We start from the raw sequence: 18,600 nt of genomic DNA, 5'->3' as shown, positions 1-18,600 counted from the left end.
TAGTTTTACCTTTGAAAAAAAGTACCGGTAATGAATGTAAGTAAATGGCTTTTTTCGGTAGGCGCCCTGTCATTGGGGCTTTTTATAACATCATGTTCTCCAAAAACAACGGTTTCACGCTATAGCGATGACCCGCATGCCGACTCTCTGAGTCTTGAAATTAAGAAGAAAGAAAAAAATGCAGCGCCGGCAGATGTGGATTACTATAAAGAATATCGAATTCGTTACGAAGATTATGAATATGCAGATAATATTAAAACGGTATTGCTTTACCGCGATGGTTTTGAACTTTCGGCACCGATTATTAATTTCAATTCCGATGAAAAATTAGTTTTAAAATTCGACGACCTGAATGCCGGACTGCTTCATTACAAATACACCATAATACACTGTGATGCCTACTGGCGTCCGTCGCAGCTTATGCCGCAGGAATATATCAACGGATTTACCGAAGATGACATTACCACCCAAAAATATTCGTTCAATACGCTTCAACGTTATACCAGCTATTCACTCACCTTTCCCACATCAAACCTTACACCTTCAAAAAGCGGGAATTATGTTCTGGTTGTGTATCCCGAAGGGGAACCCGACAGTGTGAGCTTGACCCGACGTTTCATGATAGTAGATAATAAGCTCAGCGTAAATGCAAAGGTGAATCGTGCACGCGATATTGAATACCATAATTATAAGCAGGAAGTTGATTTTACGATAGACGGTTCGCAATTCCGTATCACCGACCCTTATAAAAATCTAAAAGTTGTGCTGCAGCAGAATAATCGCTGGGACAATGCCGTAAACAACCTGCAGCCGGCTTACGTAAAAGGCGATTTGCTTGATTACAACTATCTCGATGCCTGCGTTTTCAGCGGCGGCAATGAGTTTCGCTGGTTTGATATTAAAGGTCTGAAATGGAAACCCGAAACTACCCGTAAGGTAGAAAAGGATTCGGCAGGATACGAAGTTTATATCAATCAGGATGAGCGGGCTACCTTCAAAACCTATTATTCCCTGAAGGACATTAACGGACGCCGCTTAATCAAATCGGAAGAGAACGTTACCGATACCGACATTGAATCGGAATACGTGCATGTGCATTTATTCCTGAATTACGAAGCACCGCTCTCCAACGGCAGCATTTATGTGCTGGGGGCTCTTACAGGATGGCGTTTTTCGAACGAAGGTTTGATGAAATACAACTATGCCCGCCACGGCTACGAAGCAAACCTTTACCTGAAACAAGGCTATTACAATTATCAGTATGTTTTTGTTGAAAACGGCAAGCAGCAGGGCGACGAAAGCCTGGTGGAAGGCATGCATTACGAAACCGAAAACGACTATACCATTTATGCGTATTACCGTGCCGAAGGCACTCTGTATGACCAGCTCATTGCGGTAAAACAGTTCAATACCTACAGTTCAGAAAAATAAGAGTCAGGAGGTTCGGGATTAGGGGTTGGGGATTAGTTGCCGAATTGTTGAGTTGTGTTCATTACTAATTGTTCATTTAAACGGTTCGTCAACCTTGGTTTTTGGGTCCGATTTTTTGTTTTCAACGTCATCGTTGGTTTTTACTTCTTTAATCTTCACACCATTCTTGAAGATTACCTTATACATGAGTTTGCCATCGGAATCCCAGTACATCCAGGTACCGGTTTTCTTGCCGTCGAGAAATGCGCCCTGGCCTTTTTTCTTGCCGTTCTGAAAATATTCGACCCATTTGCCTTCGGGTTTACCGTCATTAAATCCCTGCTCTTTGAATTTGTTGCCGTAAATATCATAGAATACCCAGTTGCCTACTTTTTGATCGGCACTGTAAGAACCCATTTCTTCGAGCTTTTCGTTTTCGAAGTATTCAATCCATTTGCCGTCTTTCTGTCCGTCTTTGCAACGACCTTCATATCGTTTGTTTCCGTTATTCCACCAATAAATATTCTTCCCGTTTTTAAGGTTGTCGGTATATTCCGTTTCATATTTTTTCTGACCTGAATCATACCAGCCTTCCCACAATCCTTCCATTTGCCCGTCTTTAAAATCCCCTGTGTGGTCCATTTTGCCATTTTTAAACCAGCTTGTCCACTTACCGTTTTCCTTATTATTTACAAACGGACCTTCATGATGTTTGTCGCCATTTTCAAAATAAGTGACCCACACTCCGGTCTTCATGTCATGCTCAAATTTACCTTCTTTGAGTTTTTCGCCGGTTTCATAAAAATAGGTCCAGATGCCTTCTTGTTTGCCTTTTACAAATAATCCCGTGCTGGCTTTTTTCCCGCTTTCGTAATAAAATATCCAGATGCTGTCCTGAAGGTCGTTGATGCTTTTACCTTCCATTTCTTTGTTGCCGTTTTTCAGCCACCAGATAGCATATGAATTGAGTGAGTCATTTTTATTGAAGCCTTCAAATTCTTTGATGCCGTTGTCATACCAAGTGGCTGCATGTCCTTCTTTAAGACCATTTACATAGGTAATCTCACTTTTAAGCTGTCCGTTCTGAAACCACGATTTCCATATTCCTTCTTTTTTATCGTTCAGCATTTTGCCTTCTTCCTGCTTAGCGCCGCCGCTAAACCAAATGCTGCAATCGCCGTTATCGAGGTTCAGCTCTTTCCATTTTTCACCACCTTCATACCAATACAACCATTTGCCGGTTTGCTTGTCGTTTTTGTAATTGCCTTCACAGAGCACTTTGCCGTTTTCGTGCCATATGGTTTGTTTGCCATTGCGCTCGTCGCCGGCATACATGGTTTCACTTTTCTTCTTACCCGATGCATACCATGCGGTTGATTTCCCGTCTTTTTTTCCATTCACAACATTCCACTCATCGGTTTTATGCCCGAGCGTATCGTAGATTACAACCGGTCCGTTTTCATTGTTAATCTCTTTCCACACTTTTCCGTCGGGATACCAAAACATCCATTTACCGGTCATCTTATCTTCTTTGAACGTCCTGATTGATTGTTTGGCGCCGTCAGCATAGTAAGATTTCCAGGTGCCGTCTTTCAGTCCATTCAGATAATGTGATTCTTCCTTAACTTTTTCGTTATCGTACCATTCGGTCCATGCACCTTCCTTTTTTCGCTCGACGATGGTTCCTTCCCACTGTTTTTTTCCATTGGGGTACCAGCGGGTATTCAAGCCGTTATCATAATTTATGACTTCCCATTGCTTACCGTTCATGAACCAGTAATTCCAAAGAGCGGTTTGCTCATTATCTTTATAATCGCCTTCGCACCATTTCTTTTTGTTCTCGTACCAGTAGGTCCATTTTCCGTTTTTTTTACCGTTCACAACGGGACCTTCGCCTTTCTTCTCCTTACCCGGCCAGTATTCTTTTTCAATATTTTGAGCAGATAATCCGCCAATATACATTAATACCGTTAAAATAATCAGTATACGCTTCATGTTTTTCGTAGAGTTAAGGAGTCAAAAGTATAAAAAAACCATTGTACCGTCTTAGAACTTTTTCTTCAGTATTAATATTGTCTTTCGGTAGTAAAGACAACCAGATTTTCGAGCGAAGCTCTTGACGGGGATTCGGGAAATTCGCGTAAAATACCGAGCGCTTTATCGCGGTATTCGGTCATTTTGCCCGATGCATACGGAATGCCGCCGCTGTTGCGCACTTTATTTAAAACTTCTCCCACGCGCTCTGTATCATCGTTATGATTTTTTACGATGTTGATGATTTTGCGGCGTTCGGAATAGCCCACATTTTTCAGTAAATGGATAAGCGGCAGAGAAATTTTTCGTTCGCGGATATCCAGCCCGCCCGGTTTTCCGGAAGCTGAATTATTTTCGAAATCGAAGAGGTCGTCTTTTATCTGGAATGCAATGCCAACGCATTCTCCGAACAATTTCATTTTCTCAATAACAGCAGCATCTTTTGTTGCAGAAGCGGCACCGGCGGCACAGCATGACGAAATAAGCGAGGCTGTTTTTTTGCGGATAATTTCGAAATAAACGGCTTCATCAATATTTAAGTAGCGTGCTTTTTCAATTTGCAGTAATTCGCCTTCGCTCATGTCGCGTACGGCATTGCTGACAATTCGAAGAATATCATATTCGCTTTCGTTCAGGGCAAGAATGAGCCCTCGCGACAGGAGATAATCGCCAATGAGCACTGCAATTTTATTTTTCCATAAGGCATTAATAGAGAAAAATCCACGTCGCAAATTAGAGTCATCAACCACGTCGTCGTGAACCAGTGTAGCGGTATGAAGCAGCTCAATAAGCGTTGCGCCATGATAGGTCGATTCGCAAACCCCGCCGCACACATCTGCGGAAAGCATGACAAATAGCGGCCGCATTTGTTTACCCTTACTTTTCATGATATAGCGAACCACCTTATCGAGCAGCGGAACCTCACTTTTCATCACCTGTGCGAACCGTGCATCGAACTCGTCCATGTGTTTGGCAACAGGCGCTTTTATTTCGCGGAGATTGATCATATATCAAAAATAGAAAAATTAATTGAACCGTGCAGATTTGCAAAGAAAAAACGATGCCTGCAATTGTTCAAATACAAGCGTAAACGGTTATCAATAATCAGATAATATTTTGTGCCAGCAAAATAGCAACACCGGCACCAAGAATAATGGAAAGTAATTTGTAAAAATTAAAGTGATGCTGGTCGTCTGTTTCAAAAAGAATGGTTGTTGAAATGTGCAGAAAAATGCCCACCACCATCGCCATTGTAATACTGAAAAAGAAGTCTATATTGCCTATCAGTTCCTTGCCAATCAAATGGCTGGTTAATGTCCCGAGTGGTGATGAAAGCGCAAAGACGCACAGTAAAATAAATGCAGTCCGTTTTTGTTTTCCTGATTGCAGTAATAAGCCAACCAAAACGATAGAAATGGGAATATTATGGATTACAATACCCGTCAGCAGAGTGTTTCGCATGTTTTCCGCGTTAAACGCGTCTGCCAGAGGCATACCTTCCAGAAAGGAGTGTATGCAGATACCAATCATTACCGCTATTGCGGAAATGTTGTGATTTTCATGTCCTTCGCAATCGCGGTGCTCGTGTTCATGACCGTGTTCAACGCCTTTCGAAAGAAAATCAAGAAAAAGCTGGATAAAAAATCCGCCTAGTATGAACAGCCCGATAGTCATGGTGTTTTGCCCGGTATATATTTCGGGGATAATCTCCAGAAAACAAATTGCAAGCAGGTAAGCGCCGCTAAACGCCGTGAGCAATTTCAAAAAGCGGCTTGAAGTCTTGAATGCAAACACACTCAGACCACCAAGCATTACCGGAAAAAACAACGCACAAAATACTAAAAGTGTCATAATATCGTAAAGATAACATTCTTACTGCTCCGGCCTGACTGACGAACAAGCCGAATTGTCATTTTACTTTATGTCCTTTCAGGGCATAAAACAATATAAAAAGATAGCACGGAATAGCAATCCAGTATGCCTGTTGGGTATCGTGCAGCGCCTGAGTGAGCCATCCGTAAATTAACGGTAGAGTTGCACCACCGGCAATAGCCATAATCAGCAATGCGGAACCTGTTTTTGTGTATTTTCCGGCACCGTTCAGTGCAAGCGGCCATATGGCAGGCCACACCAGCGAATTTGCGAGCCCCAGCATGGCAATAAACATTACGGTAAACGGAATGGTAAGCGTTACAGATTTGAACGTCACCAAATCAATAAACGGGACATTCATGACCGCTGTTTTTGAAACAAAAATTGCTGTCACGGTAAGCACAACCCCCAGTGAGGCGCATACTGCCAGGGCATTCTTCTGCGAAATTATTCTAGGAATCAACGCCACACCGAAGAAATACCCGATTACCATAAAAACGAGCATGAGTGAAGTAAAATATTTGGCAGAGCTCATGGCAATATTCAATGATTCGCCGTAACGGATAATGGTATCGCCGGCAATAACCTCAACGCCCACGTAAAAGAACAGAGCAACAACGCCCAAAATCAGATTCGTATGTTTGAAAATGCTTTGATGTGCCGTGTTTGTCGTGTTATCAACTTCTTGCTCGGGGCTTGCTTCCGGCAACCGGGCAAAGCGCACCAGCAATACCATCAGCGCTAAAAACACCGTCAGCAGCAAATACGGCAATATCATGCGCTGAGCAAGCTCATCAAGAAGGATGGATCGCTGGGCAGCATCTGTAAGTTCCGATAATTTTGTTTTTATGGCTTCAGCATCTTTCAGTAAAAAGGAAGCTAAAAGAATCGGTGCAAGCACACCTGCAACTTTGTTGCAGATACCCATAATGCTGATTCGTTTGGCCGCGCTTGCCATAGGTCCTATTATCGTAACATAAGGATTTACGGCGGTTTGCAGGAGTGCAAGTCCGGTTCCCAGCACAAAAAGTCCGGTTAAAAACAGAAAGTATGAGCGGATTAAGGCAGCGGGAATAAAAATAAGGGCGCCCAGTGACATAACGGTCAGCCCAATCATCATTCCTTTTCTGAACCCGAAGCGTTCTATTATTTTTGACGAGGGCAGCGCCATCACAAAATAAGAAATATAGAACGCAAACGTGACCAGATACGCCATCGTATCGGAAAGCTCGCAGGCGGTTCGCAAAAAGGGAATCAGCGCACCGTTCAGCCAAGTTACGAATCCGAAGATAAAGAACAGCACTCCGATAATGGTAATGGAAATAATATAATCCCTGCGATTGCCGGATGGTACGGATTGTTCCATAAATATGTGCTTAGTAGGTTGATTTAATCATACCGCTGCGAGTACTATCATCAGCCCCGCATTTCATGCAGGATGTGACACCATTCAGGGAGAAATTTCGGTAAGCAACAAATCACTTACACTGTTTTTTCTTCCTTTACTTCAAGTTTGAAACCGGTACCGTGAACATTGGTAATGGCAATTTCAGGGTCTTCTTTAAGATATTTACGAAGGCGTGTAATAAACACGTCCATACTCCTGCCTGTAAAATAATCGCTGCCGCCCCAGATAGATTTGAGTGCTATTTCGCGGTGTACCAGTTTGTTTTTATTGATACAAAGGAGTTTCAGAAGATCGGCTTCTTTACGTGTGAGGTATTGTTCCGTTTCAGGACCTTTCATCACCATGTTTGTATAATCGAAACTGTATTTTCCGATTTCATACACTTCACTTGTTTCAACAACAGGAAAATACGATCTTTTTTTCGAACGTCTCAATATTGCCTCGATGCGTAAACTGAGTTCTTCGGTGCTGAAAGGCTTGGTGATATAATCGTCGGCGCCAAGCTGAAATCCTTTGATGCGGTCTTCTTTCATCACTTTGGCTGTCAGAAAGATGATGGGCACCTCTTTATTCGATTTCCGTATTTCTTTGGCCAGTGTAAATCCGTCTTTCTTCGGCAGCATAACATCAAGAATACACAGGTCAAAAAAGTCGTTGCGGAATGCATCTATCGCTTCTTCTCCATCGGAACAGAGAATTGTTTCATACAGCAATATTTCAAGATAATCTTTTAAAACCAGACTCAGGTTGGGATCATCTTCTACAAGCAGAATCTTTGCTTTTGGATTGCTCATAATTTATTTTGTATTAAGGTTGAATGGAAAAAATAATTCAAATTCACTGCCTTTTTTAAGCTCACTTCTGATAAGACGAATATAACCGTGGTGAGCATCTACAACCGTTTTCACATAAAACAGCCCGAGTCCAAAACCTTTAACGTCATGTATGTTTCCGGTATGAACGCGGTAGAATTTTTTAAAAAGGTGCTTCTGATCTTCAGATTTGATGCCTATTCCGTTATCAGAAATCCGGATAATAATGCCCTTATTATTATTTTGCGTTGAAATATTAATAGTGGGCGATTCAGGCGAATACTTGATGGCATTATCAAGCAGGTTGGAAATAATATTGATAAAATGAACTTCATCTGCTTCGATTACAAATTTCTGAGCCTGAAGCGAGCAATTCATGCGTCCGCCTTTTTCCTGAAGTATCAGATTAAAAAGGTCAATATTATTTTCAATTATTTTATGAACGTCAACAACTGCCTTTTTCAGGCGGAATTCTTTTTTCTCAAGCAAAGATATCTGCAGGGCCTGTTCCACCTGATTCCTTAGGCGAAGATTTTCGTCAAAGATGATATTTGCGTAACGCAGGGTTTTTTCCGGCGATTCAAATACTGCAGGCTTCATAAGCATCTCCGAAGATACGGAAATTGTTGATATCGGCGTCTTAAATTCGTGCGTCATATTATTCACGAAGTCATTTTTCATCTCCGACAGTTTCTTCTGCCGTTGTATGGCAATGATTATCACCAGAAAACTAATAATTACTATCAAAAGAAATACCCCGGACAATATCAGTATCCATAGATCCATTCTTCTGATTATAAGCCTGTTTTGTTCAGGAAAAAAGATGGAAAGAAAATGTTTGTGATCTCTGAAAAATATATTCAGATCTACTTTATGCGGACTGTGGAGAATCGCGGCGGTGTATTTTGTGTCATACTTTCCGTATAGGATTTTCTGCTCCAGGCTGTCGTAAACTCCATAAGAGAATTCTTCATTTATTCTAAGACAGCCGAATTCCGCATGCAGCAGCGTGTCGATTCCATGAGACAGGCTTGACTTCAGGGTAGAATCGATTACCGTCGGGTCAATTGATTTATAGTCAGGGCTAATCTTAAGAAGTGAATCGCGATGCGCATCTTTAACCTGATCAACAACGTTCAGCAGACCAAAATTAACCATATCGTCGAACTGCTCGGTACGAAGGCGAATGGCTCGTTTTACCCAAAGAATCTGCGTTATTGCAATTCCCAGAAGCGAAATCATTGTGATTATTACAATGCCTGTGACCAGCCGTTTCTTCATTATGTCCCCTTAAGTCAAATCAAAATTAACACATTGATTATCAATATTCACCGACACCTTCGGGATTAACCAAACTTTAACACCGCCTGTAAATACGGCATGTTACCCTCTAAATATCAGCGAACATGTTGATTGCCGGTTCCTCTTCTTCAAAAAAAAGAAAAATGTGTATTTTAACGTATGCAAATTTCGCAAAATTATTGGTATAATTTAAAAAATGATAGACATTTGTGTGAATCTGGTTGGAATGAAATGTTTTTACTGCCGGAAGATGATATTTAACAGTGAATTTTCACTTAAACACCTCAAACATGGAAAAATACAGAACGATTTATTCGGACGGACTCCGCACTCAGATTACCCACCTCCGATCGGGTGCAACCATCATTACCGATGCGCCGGTTGATAACCATGGCAAAGGCGAATCGTTTTCGCCAACAGATATGATGACGGCTTCGCTGGCCAGTTGTATGCTTACGATGATTGGGATTGCCGCACAAAATAACGGGTTCAGTATTGACGGCGCTGTTGCCGAATCGGAAAAAGTAATGGGAACGGATCCACGGCGCGTGATTGAAATCAATATTTCGATTTCATTTCCCGCTCATTCATATTCTGAGAAGGAAAAGAGGCTGATAGAACATACCGCCCATCATTGCCCGGTATCAAAAAGCCTTCATCCCGACCTTAAAAAGACCATTACGTTTAATTATTAAACGTACTACATCCATCTTTTTTTTCTGAAATACACTAAAAGTGCGGCAACGATAACGACCATCATGCCGGAAACTATCAGGAATGCTTCGCTGCGTCCCTGAAACGGCAGGCCTATATTCATACCATAAAGGCTGGTAATAAAGGTGATTGGGAGCAGTATGGTTGAAATAAGGGTGAGAACTTTGATAATCTCGTTGATACGATTTGCCTGCAAGGAATCATAGGTTTTAGACAATCCTTCTATCAGCTCCTGATAGTCTTCAATCATATCCCACGTTTTCTGGTAATAGTCGAGGATGTTTCCCCAGTATTCTTCCATATCTTCTGCAAAACCCTTGATATCGCCCGATTCAAATTTATGGAACAAACGAAGCTGAGGTTTGAAAATGGTATCAACAAGGATGATATTCTTCCGCGTAACAGAAATCTGTTCGATTATGCGCTCGGGTTTCTCGCGGAACAGCACAGTGCTTATCTGCTCAACGTCATTCCCGATGCGATCGGTCAGCAGCAGCGTTTCTTTCATCAGCTGTTCCAGTATCTTGTATAATAAAGCGTCACTGGTTTGAGAGCTCAGCTCGGCTTTTAAAAAATCAGGGTTCTCATAAACCTTATTAAAAAACTGCTTTACCACCCAATGCGAATTTCCGATAGTAATAATGTAATTCTTGCCCCAGAATATTTTTACTTCTCTCAGGTTAAGATATTTGTTTGCTTTATCGAAATAAGGAAAATGAAGTATTAAAAAATAGTAATCGTCATAAACGTCTATTTTGGGACGTTGAACCTTACTCCGGCAGTCTTCAATGTCCAATGGGTGGAAATGAAAATTATCCATGAGGTATTTGTAATTTTCCTCAGTAGGATTAAGAATGTGCTTCCACTTAAAATTGCCGAAATCAATTGTTTCTATCATAACCGCAGGGCATGATGGATTTTATTTTCTGAATATGCTGATTTATCTGCAAAACTATGAAAATATCGTGAGATTAGACACAAAATAAGCAAATCCCCTTTACTCACATCCACGCGGATAAAACCAAATATTTGGAAAGCCTTTGTCGTCAACAATTTTTATCCATCCGTGAAGTGTTTCCTGAGCGCTCAAGTTATCGCTGCTGGCTGCTTTGCAAGGTCGCGTGCTGTATTTTTTAACAGTCGCTTTTGCCCAGGCGCCATCGGTTTCACCATCAAGGTCAATCAGATAATGGTCGCCTTTCATTAATACAATCTTTTTACTGCCCGCATCAGGCTCCAGCCGAAGGTTCAGGCCGATATCTATATTGGGATAAAAACCGGTTTTTTTTGCGAGCATGAAATCCAGCCAGGTTTCAGGTTTCAGGTGCAGATAATTCAATTCCGTCTTTGAAATCCACAAACCAATGCCGGTGCTCTGCACAAGAATTTTAACAAAATCGCCTTGTTCCCCATAGTATTTTAAGCACCATCCTGCCGCAGCTACTTCTGCAAGGTCTTCATCTTTAACGCGGCAAACTATCATTTTTTGTTCCAGCGAATACACAACATTGACACTGTTTTTCATAAATATTGTGCCCGCTTTTTTACCTCCGGGTGTGTCAAATAATCCGAATGATGCAAGCGGCATATTGATGTGCATCGTCTGTATGCCTTTTTCCGGAATGATAATACCACTGCCCCATCCGGAGTTTTGGGCAGTTACATGCCCGATAAAAATGAGTGCGGGTAAGATGAACAGGAAAACGCTTGACGTACGACTCATGACTCACCGTTCTTTATTAGTTACAATTACAGGGTTTCGAAAAATAAATTTCGGTATTCGGCAACTGCTCCTGTATCGCTTCCTGATATTCGGGTCTCATGGTTATAACCCTCATGTCAAGAAATTTAAGACTGTATTTCAGCTTTGACACATCATCAGAGAATCGTGTAATGTTGCTGCCCCAGATATCCAGATAATACAGGCTTTTCATACCACCAATTGTTTCAGGAAATTCATTGATATTATTGCGGTTTATTACCAAATACTTGAGATTGGCGAGATTTCCGATTGATTCAGGCAGCACCACCAGCTTATTCACAGCCATATTCAGTATCCGAAGTTTGTCGAGATTACCAATGTTTGCAGGCATTGCCTCAATTTTATTGTGCGCAAAATTCAACACTCTCAAATCGGTAAGTTCACACATTTTTTCAGGCAGAGTCACCAGCCTGTTTGAAGAAAGGTCAAGAATCTGCAGATATTTCAAGGAGCTTATTTCTTCGGGCAACACACTTATTTTGTTCCGCGACAATTGAAGCTCCTGAAGATTTTTCAATTTAAAAACACCGGCCGGAATTTCCGAAAGTTTCTTTTTCTGCAGGTTAAGCCGATAAACATTATCAGGATTCTTCATCGCTTCTTCAAGCGAATAAAACACCTTTTGTGTTGACAGAACGGCAGAATCCATGGGCTGGCCCATTACCCGTCCAATAGCAAAAACGATGAACAATGCCGGGATAAAAACACGATTACAGATTATTTTGCGACATGCTGGATTTATCATCCCTTGAGTTTTAAAATTGTTTCAATTTTATCTTTTCCCAGTTGTGCCGTAAGCTCGCTCACATCAGCGAATTTTAGTTCATCGCGCAACCGACTCACAAAATGCACACTCACATTTTCACCGTAAATATCGGAATTAAAATCGAAGATGTTCACTTCAACTCCCCGTTCATGAATGCCAAACGTAGGCTTCACGCCAATATTACACATTCCATCAAGCCATTGTTGGTTGTATTTTATTCTTACCGCATAAACACCGTTGGCCGGAATAAGTTTATCCGCTTCGTTTGGAAACACATTGGCTGTAGGATATCCAATTTTGTTCCCCATATGGTTTCCGTGAATAACGCTTCCGCTGAACATAAAATTGTATCCCAGATACCTGTTGGCCGTTGCAATATCACCAAGCGCCAGAGCAGCTCTGATTTTCGTAGAACTCACAGCAATACCGTTTACCAGCTGAGGCTGTACTTCTTCAACATCAAACCCAAGCCGTGCGCCCAATTCAAATAACAACTGATAATTGCCAGTGCGCCGATTCCCAAAATTATGATCATAACCAACGACCATTTTTTGTGTTTTCAGCTTCTCGACAAGAATGCTCTTTACGAATACATCATACGGCATTGCAGAAAATTCACGTGTAAACGGCAAAATCAGCATGCAATCAACGCCCAATGCCGCAATAAGTTCCTTTTTTTCGCTCAGTGATGTAATAAATTTAAGGTCTTTATTGCCCGGGTCAAGCACCTGCCTTGGATGAGGGTCGAATGTTACAATTACAGATTTGCTGTTTTCTCTTTTCGCAATTTCCGTCATTCGCCTTATAATAGCCCGATGCCCTGCATGTACCCCGTCAAAAGTGCCGGTGGTAGCTATTGTTCGCTGCGAACAATCAAATGATGACACATCCGTAATAATATTCACTGTTTATTTTATTCAAATTGTAATCGTCTGCAAAATTATGAATTAAATGTCATGCTCCAACAACCATCGCTCTTCTATCTCAGGTGTTCTGAATTCTGTATTGCAACTTATGAATTTCAGCCATTCTCTCTTCGCAAATGTTATTTTTTTATTAAGAAGATTTCTATTGCAAAAAATGCTAATTTTGTCCGTTTTATAGTGTATTTACCTGCTTGCAGGAATTAAAATATTTTGACAAGTAAAAGTGAAAATTATGTGTGCTAAAAGTGTTGGAAAAATTTCTCAGATTATCGGAGCAGTAGTTGACGTTACCTTCGATCAGGACGGTACGCTTCCTAATATATATGATGCACTGGAGGTTCGGAGAGATAACGGCGATTCGTTGATTCTCGAATGTCAGCAGGATATTGGCGAGAACACGGTTCGGGCAATTGCAATGGATTCTACCGACGGTTTGCGTCGCGGAATGGATGTAATTTCAACAGGTTCACAAATCTCAATGCCGGTTGGCGAGCATATTCGCGGAAGACTGTTCAATGTTATTGGTGATTCTATTGACGGCATTGGTCCGGTTAACAAAGATAAATCATACGTTATCCATCGCGATCCGCCTAAATTCGAAAATCTTACTACTCAAAAAGAAGTGCTTTTCACCGGTATCAAGGTAATTGACCTTATTGAACCTTATGCCAAAGGCGGAAAGATCGGATTGTTTGGTGGTGCCGGCGTTGGTAAAACGGTTATCATCATGGAGCTTATCAACAACATTGCTAAAAAATATGCCGGGATGTCGGTGTTTGGTGGTGTTGGTGAGCGTACCCGCGAAGGAAACGACCTTTTGCGAGAAATGATAGAATCGGGCGTTATCCGCTATGGCGAAGCTTTCAAAGAAGATATGGAAAAGGGCGGATGGGACCTCTCACTCGTTGATCCTAAAGAATTGGCACAATCGCAGGCAACCCTGGTGTTCGGACAAATGAACGAACCTCCCGGAGCACGTGCACGCGTTGCCCTGTCAGGCTTAACACTTGCCGAATATTTCCGCGATGGTGATGAAAAATCAGGTGGTCGCGATATTTTATTTTTCATTGATAATATTTTCCGTTTCACACAGGCAGGTTCAGAAGTATCGGCATTGCTCGGTCGTATGCCTTCAGCTGTAGGGTATCAGCCTACACTGGCTACAGAAATGGGCATCATGCAGGAGCGTATCACTTCAACCAAACGCGGTTCAATCACTTCCGTTCAGGCGGTGTATGTACCTGCCGATGACCTTACGGATCCGGCACCTGCAACAACATTTGCCCATCTTGATGCTACCACTGTTCTCGACCGCAAGATTTCAGAACTTGGTATTTATCCGGCTGTGAATCCTCTCGATTCAACATCGCGTATCCTTACTCCCGAGATTGTCGGCGAAGATCATTACAATACAGCACAACGGGTAAAATATATTCTGCAGCGTTACAAAGAATTGCAGGACATCATCGCGATTCTGGGTATGGATGAGCTTTCGGAAGAAGACAAACTTATTGTTTCGCGTGCACGACGCGTTCAGCGCTTCCTCTCACAGCCGTTCTTTGTTGCAACACAATTCACCAATATTGAAGGTAAATTTGTTTCCATCGAAGATACCATCAAAGGATTTAAAATGATTCTCGACGGTGAAGTGGACGAATACCCCGAAATGGCATTCAGCATGGTAGGAACCATAGAAGAAGCTATTGAAAAGGGAAAGAAAATGATGGAAGAAGCAAAGAACTAAAAACCCAGAACATGTTTCTTGAAATCATAACACCCGATGCTACTATTTTTGCCGGAGAAGCAAGCCTCATACAGCTTCCCGGCAAAGATGGCTCATTTGAAATACTTAATAATCATGCACCTCTGGTTTCCGTTCTGAAAAAAGGAAAGGTCAGGATAGTGAACAGCGAAAAAAAATCGGAATTTTTTGAGATCAAAGGCGGCGTGATTGAAGTGCTGAAAAACAAAATCATTGTTTTGGCAGAATAATATTTCCTGAGCTTTTTCAGGAGGCATGACCGGAATCATATTCACATTAAATAATAGCCCTATGTCAGAAAGCATTTTGAACAAGGTTGGCGCCGGCGTTGCTACCGGCAATGCCGTGCAGGAAATTTTCAGGATAGCACGTGCCGGCAGGTTTGCACTTCCCGCAGTCAATGTAGTTGGAACAAACTCGGTAAATGCCGTTATGGAAGCTGCAAAGGCAGTAAATTCGCCTGTTATCATTCAATTCTCCAATGGCGGAGGTCTCTTTTTTGGAGGTAAATCGCTTAACAATGCCGGTGAAAAAGCTGCTATTGCAGGAAGTATCAGCGGTGCAATGCACATTCACCAGATGGCTGAACTGTATGGCATTCCCGTAATTATTCACACCGATCATGCTGCACGTAAGCTTCTTCCATGGATTGACGGACTGATTGATGCCAGCGAAAAACATTATAAAGCTTTTGGCAAATCACTCTTCAGCTCTCACATGCTCGACCTCTCTGAAGAGCCTCTTGAAGAAAATATTGAAACATGCAAACGCTACCTTGAGCGCATGAGCAAAATAGGTATGACGCTCGAAATTGAACTGGGTATAACCGGCGGCGAAGAAGATGGCGTTGACCATTCAGGCATCAGCAGTTCGAAGCTATACACCCAACCCGAAGATGTTTGCTATGCTTACGAACAACTGATGAGTGTCAGCGATAAATTCACAATCGCGGCATCGTTCGGCAATGTTCACGGTGTATACAAACCGGGCAACGTTAAACTCGAACCGGTTATTCTGCATAATTCACAAGAATATATTTGTAAAAAGCTCGGCACTGTTCAAAACCCCGTCAATTTTGTATTCCACGGAGGTTCTGGTTCAGAAAAAGCCCAGATTACCGAAGCTATTTCATATGGTGTGATAAAAATGAATATCGACACCGATACACAATGGGCTTACTGGGAAGGCATCATGAAATTTTACAAAAAGAATGAAGGCTACCTGCAGAGTCAGATTGGCAATCCCGATGGTGACGACAAACCCAATAAAAAATTCTACGATCCTCGTGCATGGCTCAGAGAAGGCGAGAAAACCCTGGTTGACAGGCTTAAAATTGCGTTCGAAGATTTAAATGCTATCAACAGAAATTAATTTTCTGTGGTACAACTATATTTTCGGCTGCCTTCTCAGGGCAGCCGTTTTTTTTGAATTTACTTTATCTAAAAGTGGATTTTTGATAATATGTATTGTGGAAAAAGCAAATACAACTGTTTATTACAATTCAGCAATATCTCTTATCACGACCGAGGCGCAATGACACCCAAAAACAACGGGCATATAAGAAACCGTGCCGACAATAGATTTCTTGTTTTTCTCCCCTTCGTGATGAAGAATGGCCGATTTACTCACTTTTTCAGGAGAGAAAACCACTTTCACGCCATTTTCAACACCTAAACGACGCAGCCGCTTCCGAATGTCAAAAGCAAAAGCGCAGGTATGCGTTTCGGAGATATCGGCAACACTTACCATTGTCGGGTCGGTACGCCCACCGCTGCCCATAGAACTCACAATTCGACGGCCGAGCTGCAGTCCGTGGTAAATCAGATATATTTTGGGAGATAAGGTATCAATGGCATCCACAACATAATCATAGGGCTGAGACAAAATTTCTATCATGCGCTCATCGCGGGCATCTTCGCAAATAAGCGTGAGCTGTACTTCAGGATTGATATCGCGTAACCGTTGTGCCACTACGTCTGTTTTCCTGAAGCCGTCGGTACTTATCAATGCTGGCAACTGCCTGTTTCGGTTACTTTCGTGAATGGTATCTTTATCAACCAGCGTCAATTGACCGATACCTGCTCTGCACAGCATTTCTGCGGCAGCACCTCCAACACCCCCAAGACCGATTACCAGAACATGGGCCGCCTTCAGTTTGTCAAGTCCATTGTTGCCAAGCAGCAATTCAGAGCGCGAAAGCCATTCGGGATGCGACATTCAGTTATAATCTTTCAATACCGTTATTGATTCTGCGTACAGCTTCTTCTTTTCCTATCAGCTTTATGATTTCGAAAAGGTCGGGACCAAGCGCGGCTCCCACAATAAGCAATCGCAGCGCATTCATTACATGTCCGGTGTTCAGCTGATTTTCTTTGATAAAGTCCATCACCGCCTGTTTTGTAACCACGGCATCAAAAGGATTTGCATCATTAATTATTGAAGCAATAGTTTGTATTGGCAATACAAGCTCCGGTTTCCATTTATCTTTTACGGTTTTTTCGTCGTATGTTGTTGGTGCCGCAAAAAAGAAATAAGACTGGTTCCATAACTCGTGAATGAAATTTACACGGTGTTTTACCAATGCACAAACAGCTGTTACAAACGATAATTCAGCATTAATTTCTTTTTCTTTCAAAACCGGCGTAAACAAAGTTGCCAGTTCTTCATCCGTTTTTTTCTGCAGATATTGATGATTGAACCATTTCGCCTTTTCAGGATCGAACTTGGAGCCGTGTTTGCCCACCTTCTCCAGTGAGAAAGCCTGCACCATTTCTTCCATAGTGAATAATTCCTGCTCTGTGCCCGGATTCCAGCCAAGCAGTGCAAGAATGTTCACCACCGCTTCCGGAAAATAACCTGATTCGCGGTAGCCTGAAGATAACTCACCGTTTTCCGGACTGATCCAGTTAAGAGGAAATACAGGAAAACCAAGACGGTCTCCGTCGCGTTTACTCAGTTTGCCCTGTCCGTCGGGTTTAAGAAGCAACGGCAAGTGCGCAAATTTAGGAATGGTTCCGTCCCATCCAAGATATCGGTACAATAATACATGAAGCGGAGCCGAAGGAAGCCATTCCTCGCCCCTTATCACGTGCGTAATCTCCATCAGGTGATCGTCAACAACATTAGCGAGGTGATACGTAGGCATACCGTCTGATTTGAACAGTACTTTATCGTCCAGCTTCGACGTATTAACAACTACATCGCCACGTATCAGGTCATGTACAATAACGTCCTCGTTTTCGGGCATGAGAATACGGATAACATAATGGTCTCCTTGTGCAATCCTTCCCTTCACATCATCCGAAGAAAGTGTGAGAGAATTTCGCATATTCATACGAACACTCTGATCATACTGAAATGTTTCTTTACGCGATTCCTTTTCCTTGCGAGCAGTATCCAGTTCCTCAGGAGTATCAAAGGCATAGTAGGCGTGGCCATCAGCTACCATGGCATCGGCATATCCACGGTACATGTCTTTTCGTTCCGACTGCCGGTAAGGTGCATGAATACCGCCTTTCGAAACACCTTCGTCAAAAATTATTCCGCACCATTCAAGGGCTTCAATAATATAATTTTCGGCACCCTGCACATAGCGTGTCTGGTCTGTATCTTCAATACGTAAAATAAAAGTGCCACCATGTTTTCGGGCAAATAAATAATTGTACAATGCGGTTCTTACACCACCTATATGCAATGGTCCCGTAGGACTTGGTGCAAATCTCACTCTCACTTTCTGTTCCATGATGTTCATATATTTCGCCGCAAAGGTAAGAAAAGGCGGCGGGTTCATCAACACCGTACGGTAATAGGATGGAGAATGATTTCCGGCAAC

17 protein-coding genes are annotated in these 18,600 nt (G+C 42.2%); 5 read left to right on the top strand and 12 right to left on the bottom strand.

The genetic code is table 11. The annotated features are described in order from the left end of the window. The first annotated feature begins 30 nt into the window (after window positions 1-30). Window positions 31-1,431 carry a DUF5103 domain-containing protein gene (locus WCM76_01285; GenBank protein ID MEI6764240.1) on the top strand — a complete coding sequence of 467 codons (1,401 nt, stop codon included), beginning with the start codon at window positions 31-33 and terminating at the stop codon, window positions 1,429-1,431. Between the two features lie 72 nt (window positions 1,432-1,503). Here WCM76_01285 and WCM76_01280 read toward each other — a convergent pair whose 3' ends face one another. From WCM76_01280 to WCM76_01255, 6 genes are all read right to left on the bottom strand, one after another. Further along, window positions 1,504-3,405, bottom strand: a complete 1,902-nt coding sequence (locus tag WCM76_01280) for a toxin-antitoxin system YwqK family antitoxin (GenBank protein MEI6764239.1) — start codon at window positions 3,403-3,405, stop codon at window positions 1,504-1,506. Between the two features lie 71 nt (window positions 3,406-3,476). Next, on the bottom strand, window positions 3,477-4,451 hold the full coding sequence (locus WCM76_01275; protein MEI6764238.1) for a polyprenyl synthetase family protein: 975 nt from the start codon (window positions 4,449-4,451) through the stop codon (window positions 3,477-3,479). A gap of 97 nt (window positions 4,452-4,548) precedes the next feature. After that, on the bottom strand, window positions 4,549-5,295 hold the full coding sequence (locus tag WCM76_01270; GenBank protein ID MEI6764237.1) for a ZIP family metal transporter: 747 nt from the start codon (window positions 5,293-5,295) through the stop codon (window positions 4,549-4,551). A gap of 58 nt (window positions 5,296-5,353) precedes the next feature. Then, window positions 5,354-6,682, bottom strand: coding sequence for a sugar MFS transporter (locus tag WCM76_01265; protein ID MEI6764236.1), 1,329 nt, complete (start codon window positions 6,680-6,682; stop codon window positions 5,354-5,356). A gap of 116 nt (window positions 6,683-6,798) precedes the next feature. Next, window positions 6,799-7,518, bottom strand: a complete 720-nt coding sequence (locus WCM76_01260; GenBank protein ID MEI6764235.1) for a response regulator transcription factor — start codon at window positions 7,516-7,518, stop codon at window positions 6,799-6,801. 3 nt (window positions 7,519-7,521) lie between these two features. Beyond that, on the bottom strand, window positions 7,522-8,817 hold the full coding sequence (locus tag WCM76_01255) for a HAMP domain-containing sensor histidine kinase (protein MEI6764234.1): 1,296 nt from the start codon (window positions 8,815-8,817) through the stop codon (window positions 7,522-7,524). 311 nt (window positions 8,818-9,128) lie between these two features. Between WCM76_01255 and WCM76_01250 the strand changes: the two genes are divergently transcribed. After that, window positions 9,129-9,533 carry an OsmC family protein gene (locus WCM76_01250; GenBank protein MEI6764233.1) on the top strand — a complete coding sequence of 135 codons (405 nt, stop codon included), beginning with the start codon at window positions 9,129-9,131 and terminating at the stop codon, window positions 9,531-9,533. Between the two features lie 5 nt (window positions 9,534-9,538). Here the strand turns inward: WCM76_01250 and WCM76_01245 are convergent, their stop codons facing one another. The 4 genes from WCM76_01245 to WCM76_01230 all read right to left on the bottom strand — a co-directional run bounded on the left by WCM76_01245 (window position 9,539) and on the right by WCM76_01230 (window position 12,985). Continuing rightward, window positions 9,539-10,450, bottom strand: a complete 912-nt coding sequence (locus tag WCM76_01245) for a magnesium transporter CorA family protein (GenBank protein ID MEI6764232.1) — start codon at window positions 10,448-10,450, stop codon at window positions 9,539-9,541. 99 nt (window positions 10,451-10,549) lie between these two features. Next, window positions 10,550-11,275, bottom strand: a complete 726-nt coding sequence (locus tag WCM76_01240) for a hypothetical protein (GenBank protein MEI6764231.1) — start codon at window positions 11,273-11,275, stop codon at window positions 10,550-10,552. A gap of 16 nt (window positions 11,276-11,291) precedes the next feature. Next, window positions 11,292-12,059 (bottom strand): leucine-rich repeat domain-containing protein, encoded by a 768-nt coding sequence (locus WCM76_01235; protein MEI6764230.1) that lies wholly within the window; start codon window positions 12,057-12,059, stop codon window positions 11,292-11,294. Further along, window positions 12,056-12,985, bottom strand: coding sequence for a bifunctional riboflavin kinase/FAD synthetase (locus WCM76_01230; GenBank protein MEI6764229.1), 930 nt, complete (start codon window positions 12,983-12,985; stop codon window positions 12,056-12,058). Before WCM76_01230 ends, WCM76_01235 begins: the two co-directional genes overlap by 4 nt. A 253-nt stretch (window positions 12,986-13,238) precedes the next feature. Between WCM76_01230 and atpD the strand changes: the two genes are divergently transcribed. From atpD to fbaA, 3 genes are all read left to right on the top strand, one after another. Continuing rightward, on the top strand, window positions 13,239-14,750 hold the full coding sequence (gene atpD / locus WCM76_01225; protein ID MEI6764228.1) for a F0F1 ATP synthase subunit beta: 1,512 nt from the start codon (window positions 13,239-13,241) through the stop codon (window positions 14,748-14,750). A gap of 11 nt (window positions 14,751-14,761) precedes the next feature. Then, window positions 14,762-14,998 carry an ATP synthase F1 subunit epsilon gene (gene atpC, locus WCM76_01220; GenBank protein ID MEI6764227.1) on the top strand — a complete coding sequence of 79 codons (237 nt, stop codon included), beginning with the start codon at window positions 14,762-14,764 and terminating at the stop codon, window positions 14,996-14,998. 61 nt (window positions 14,999-15,059) lie between these two features. Then, window positions 15,060-16,139, top strand: a complete 1,080-nt coding sequence (fbaA, locus tag WCM76_01215; GenBank protein MEI6764226.1) for a class II fructose-bisphosphate aldolase — start codon at window positions 15,060-15,062, stop codon at window positions 16,137-16,139. 123 nt (window positions 16,140-16,262) lie between these two features. Here the strand turns inward: fbaA and WCM76_01210 are convergent, their stop codons facing one another. Together WCM76_01210 and gltX are read right to left on the bottom strand one after the other, a co-directional pair. Then, a complete protein-coding gene (locus tag WCM76_01210) occupies window positions 16,263-16,985 on the bottom strand; it encodes a tRNA threonylcarbamoyladenosine dehydratase (protein MEI6764225.1) in 723 nt (240 codons plus the stop codon). Window positions 16,986-16,989: 4 nt separating this feature from the next. After that, window positions 16,990-18,510: a glutamate--tRNA ligase gene (gene gltX / locus WCM76_01205; protein ID MEI6764224.1), complete on the bottom strand. Its 1,521-nt coding sequence runs from the start codon at window positions 18,508-18,510 to the stop codon at window positions 16,990-16,992. Window positions 18,511-18,600: the final 90 nt, after the last annotated feature.

The sequence above is a fragment of the Bacteroidota bacterium genome, assembly GCA_037133915.1.
Lineage (GTDB): Bacteria > Bacteroidota > Bacteroidia > Bacteroidales > CAIWKO01 > JBAXND01.
This window is presented reverse-complemented; position numbering and strand designations above follow the sequence as displayed.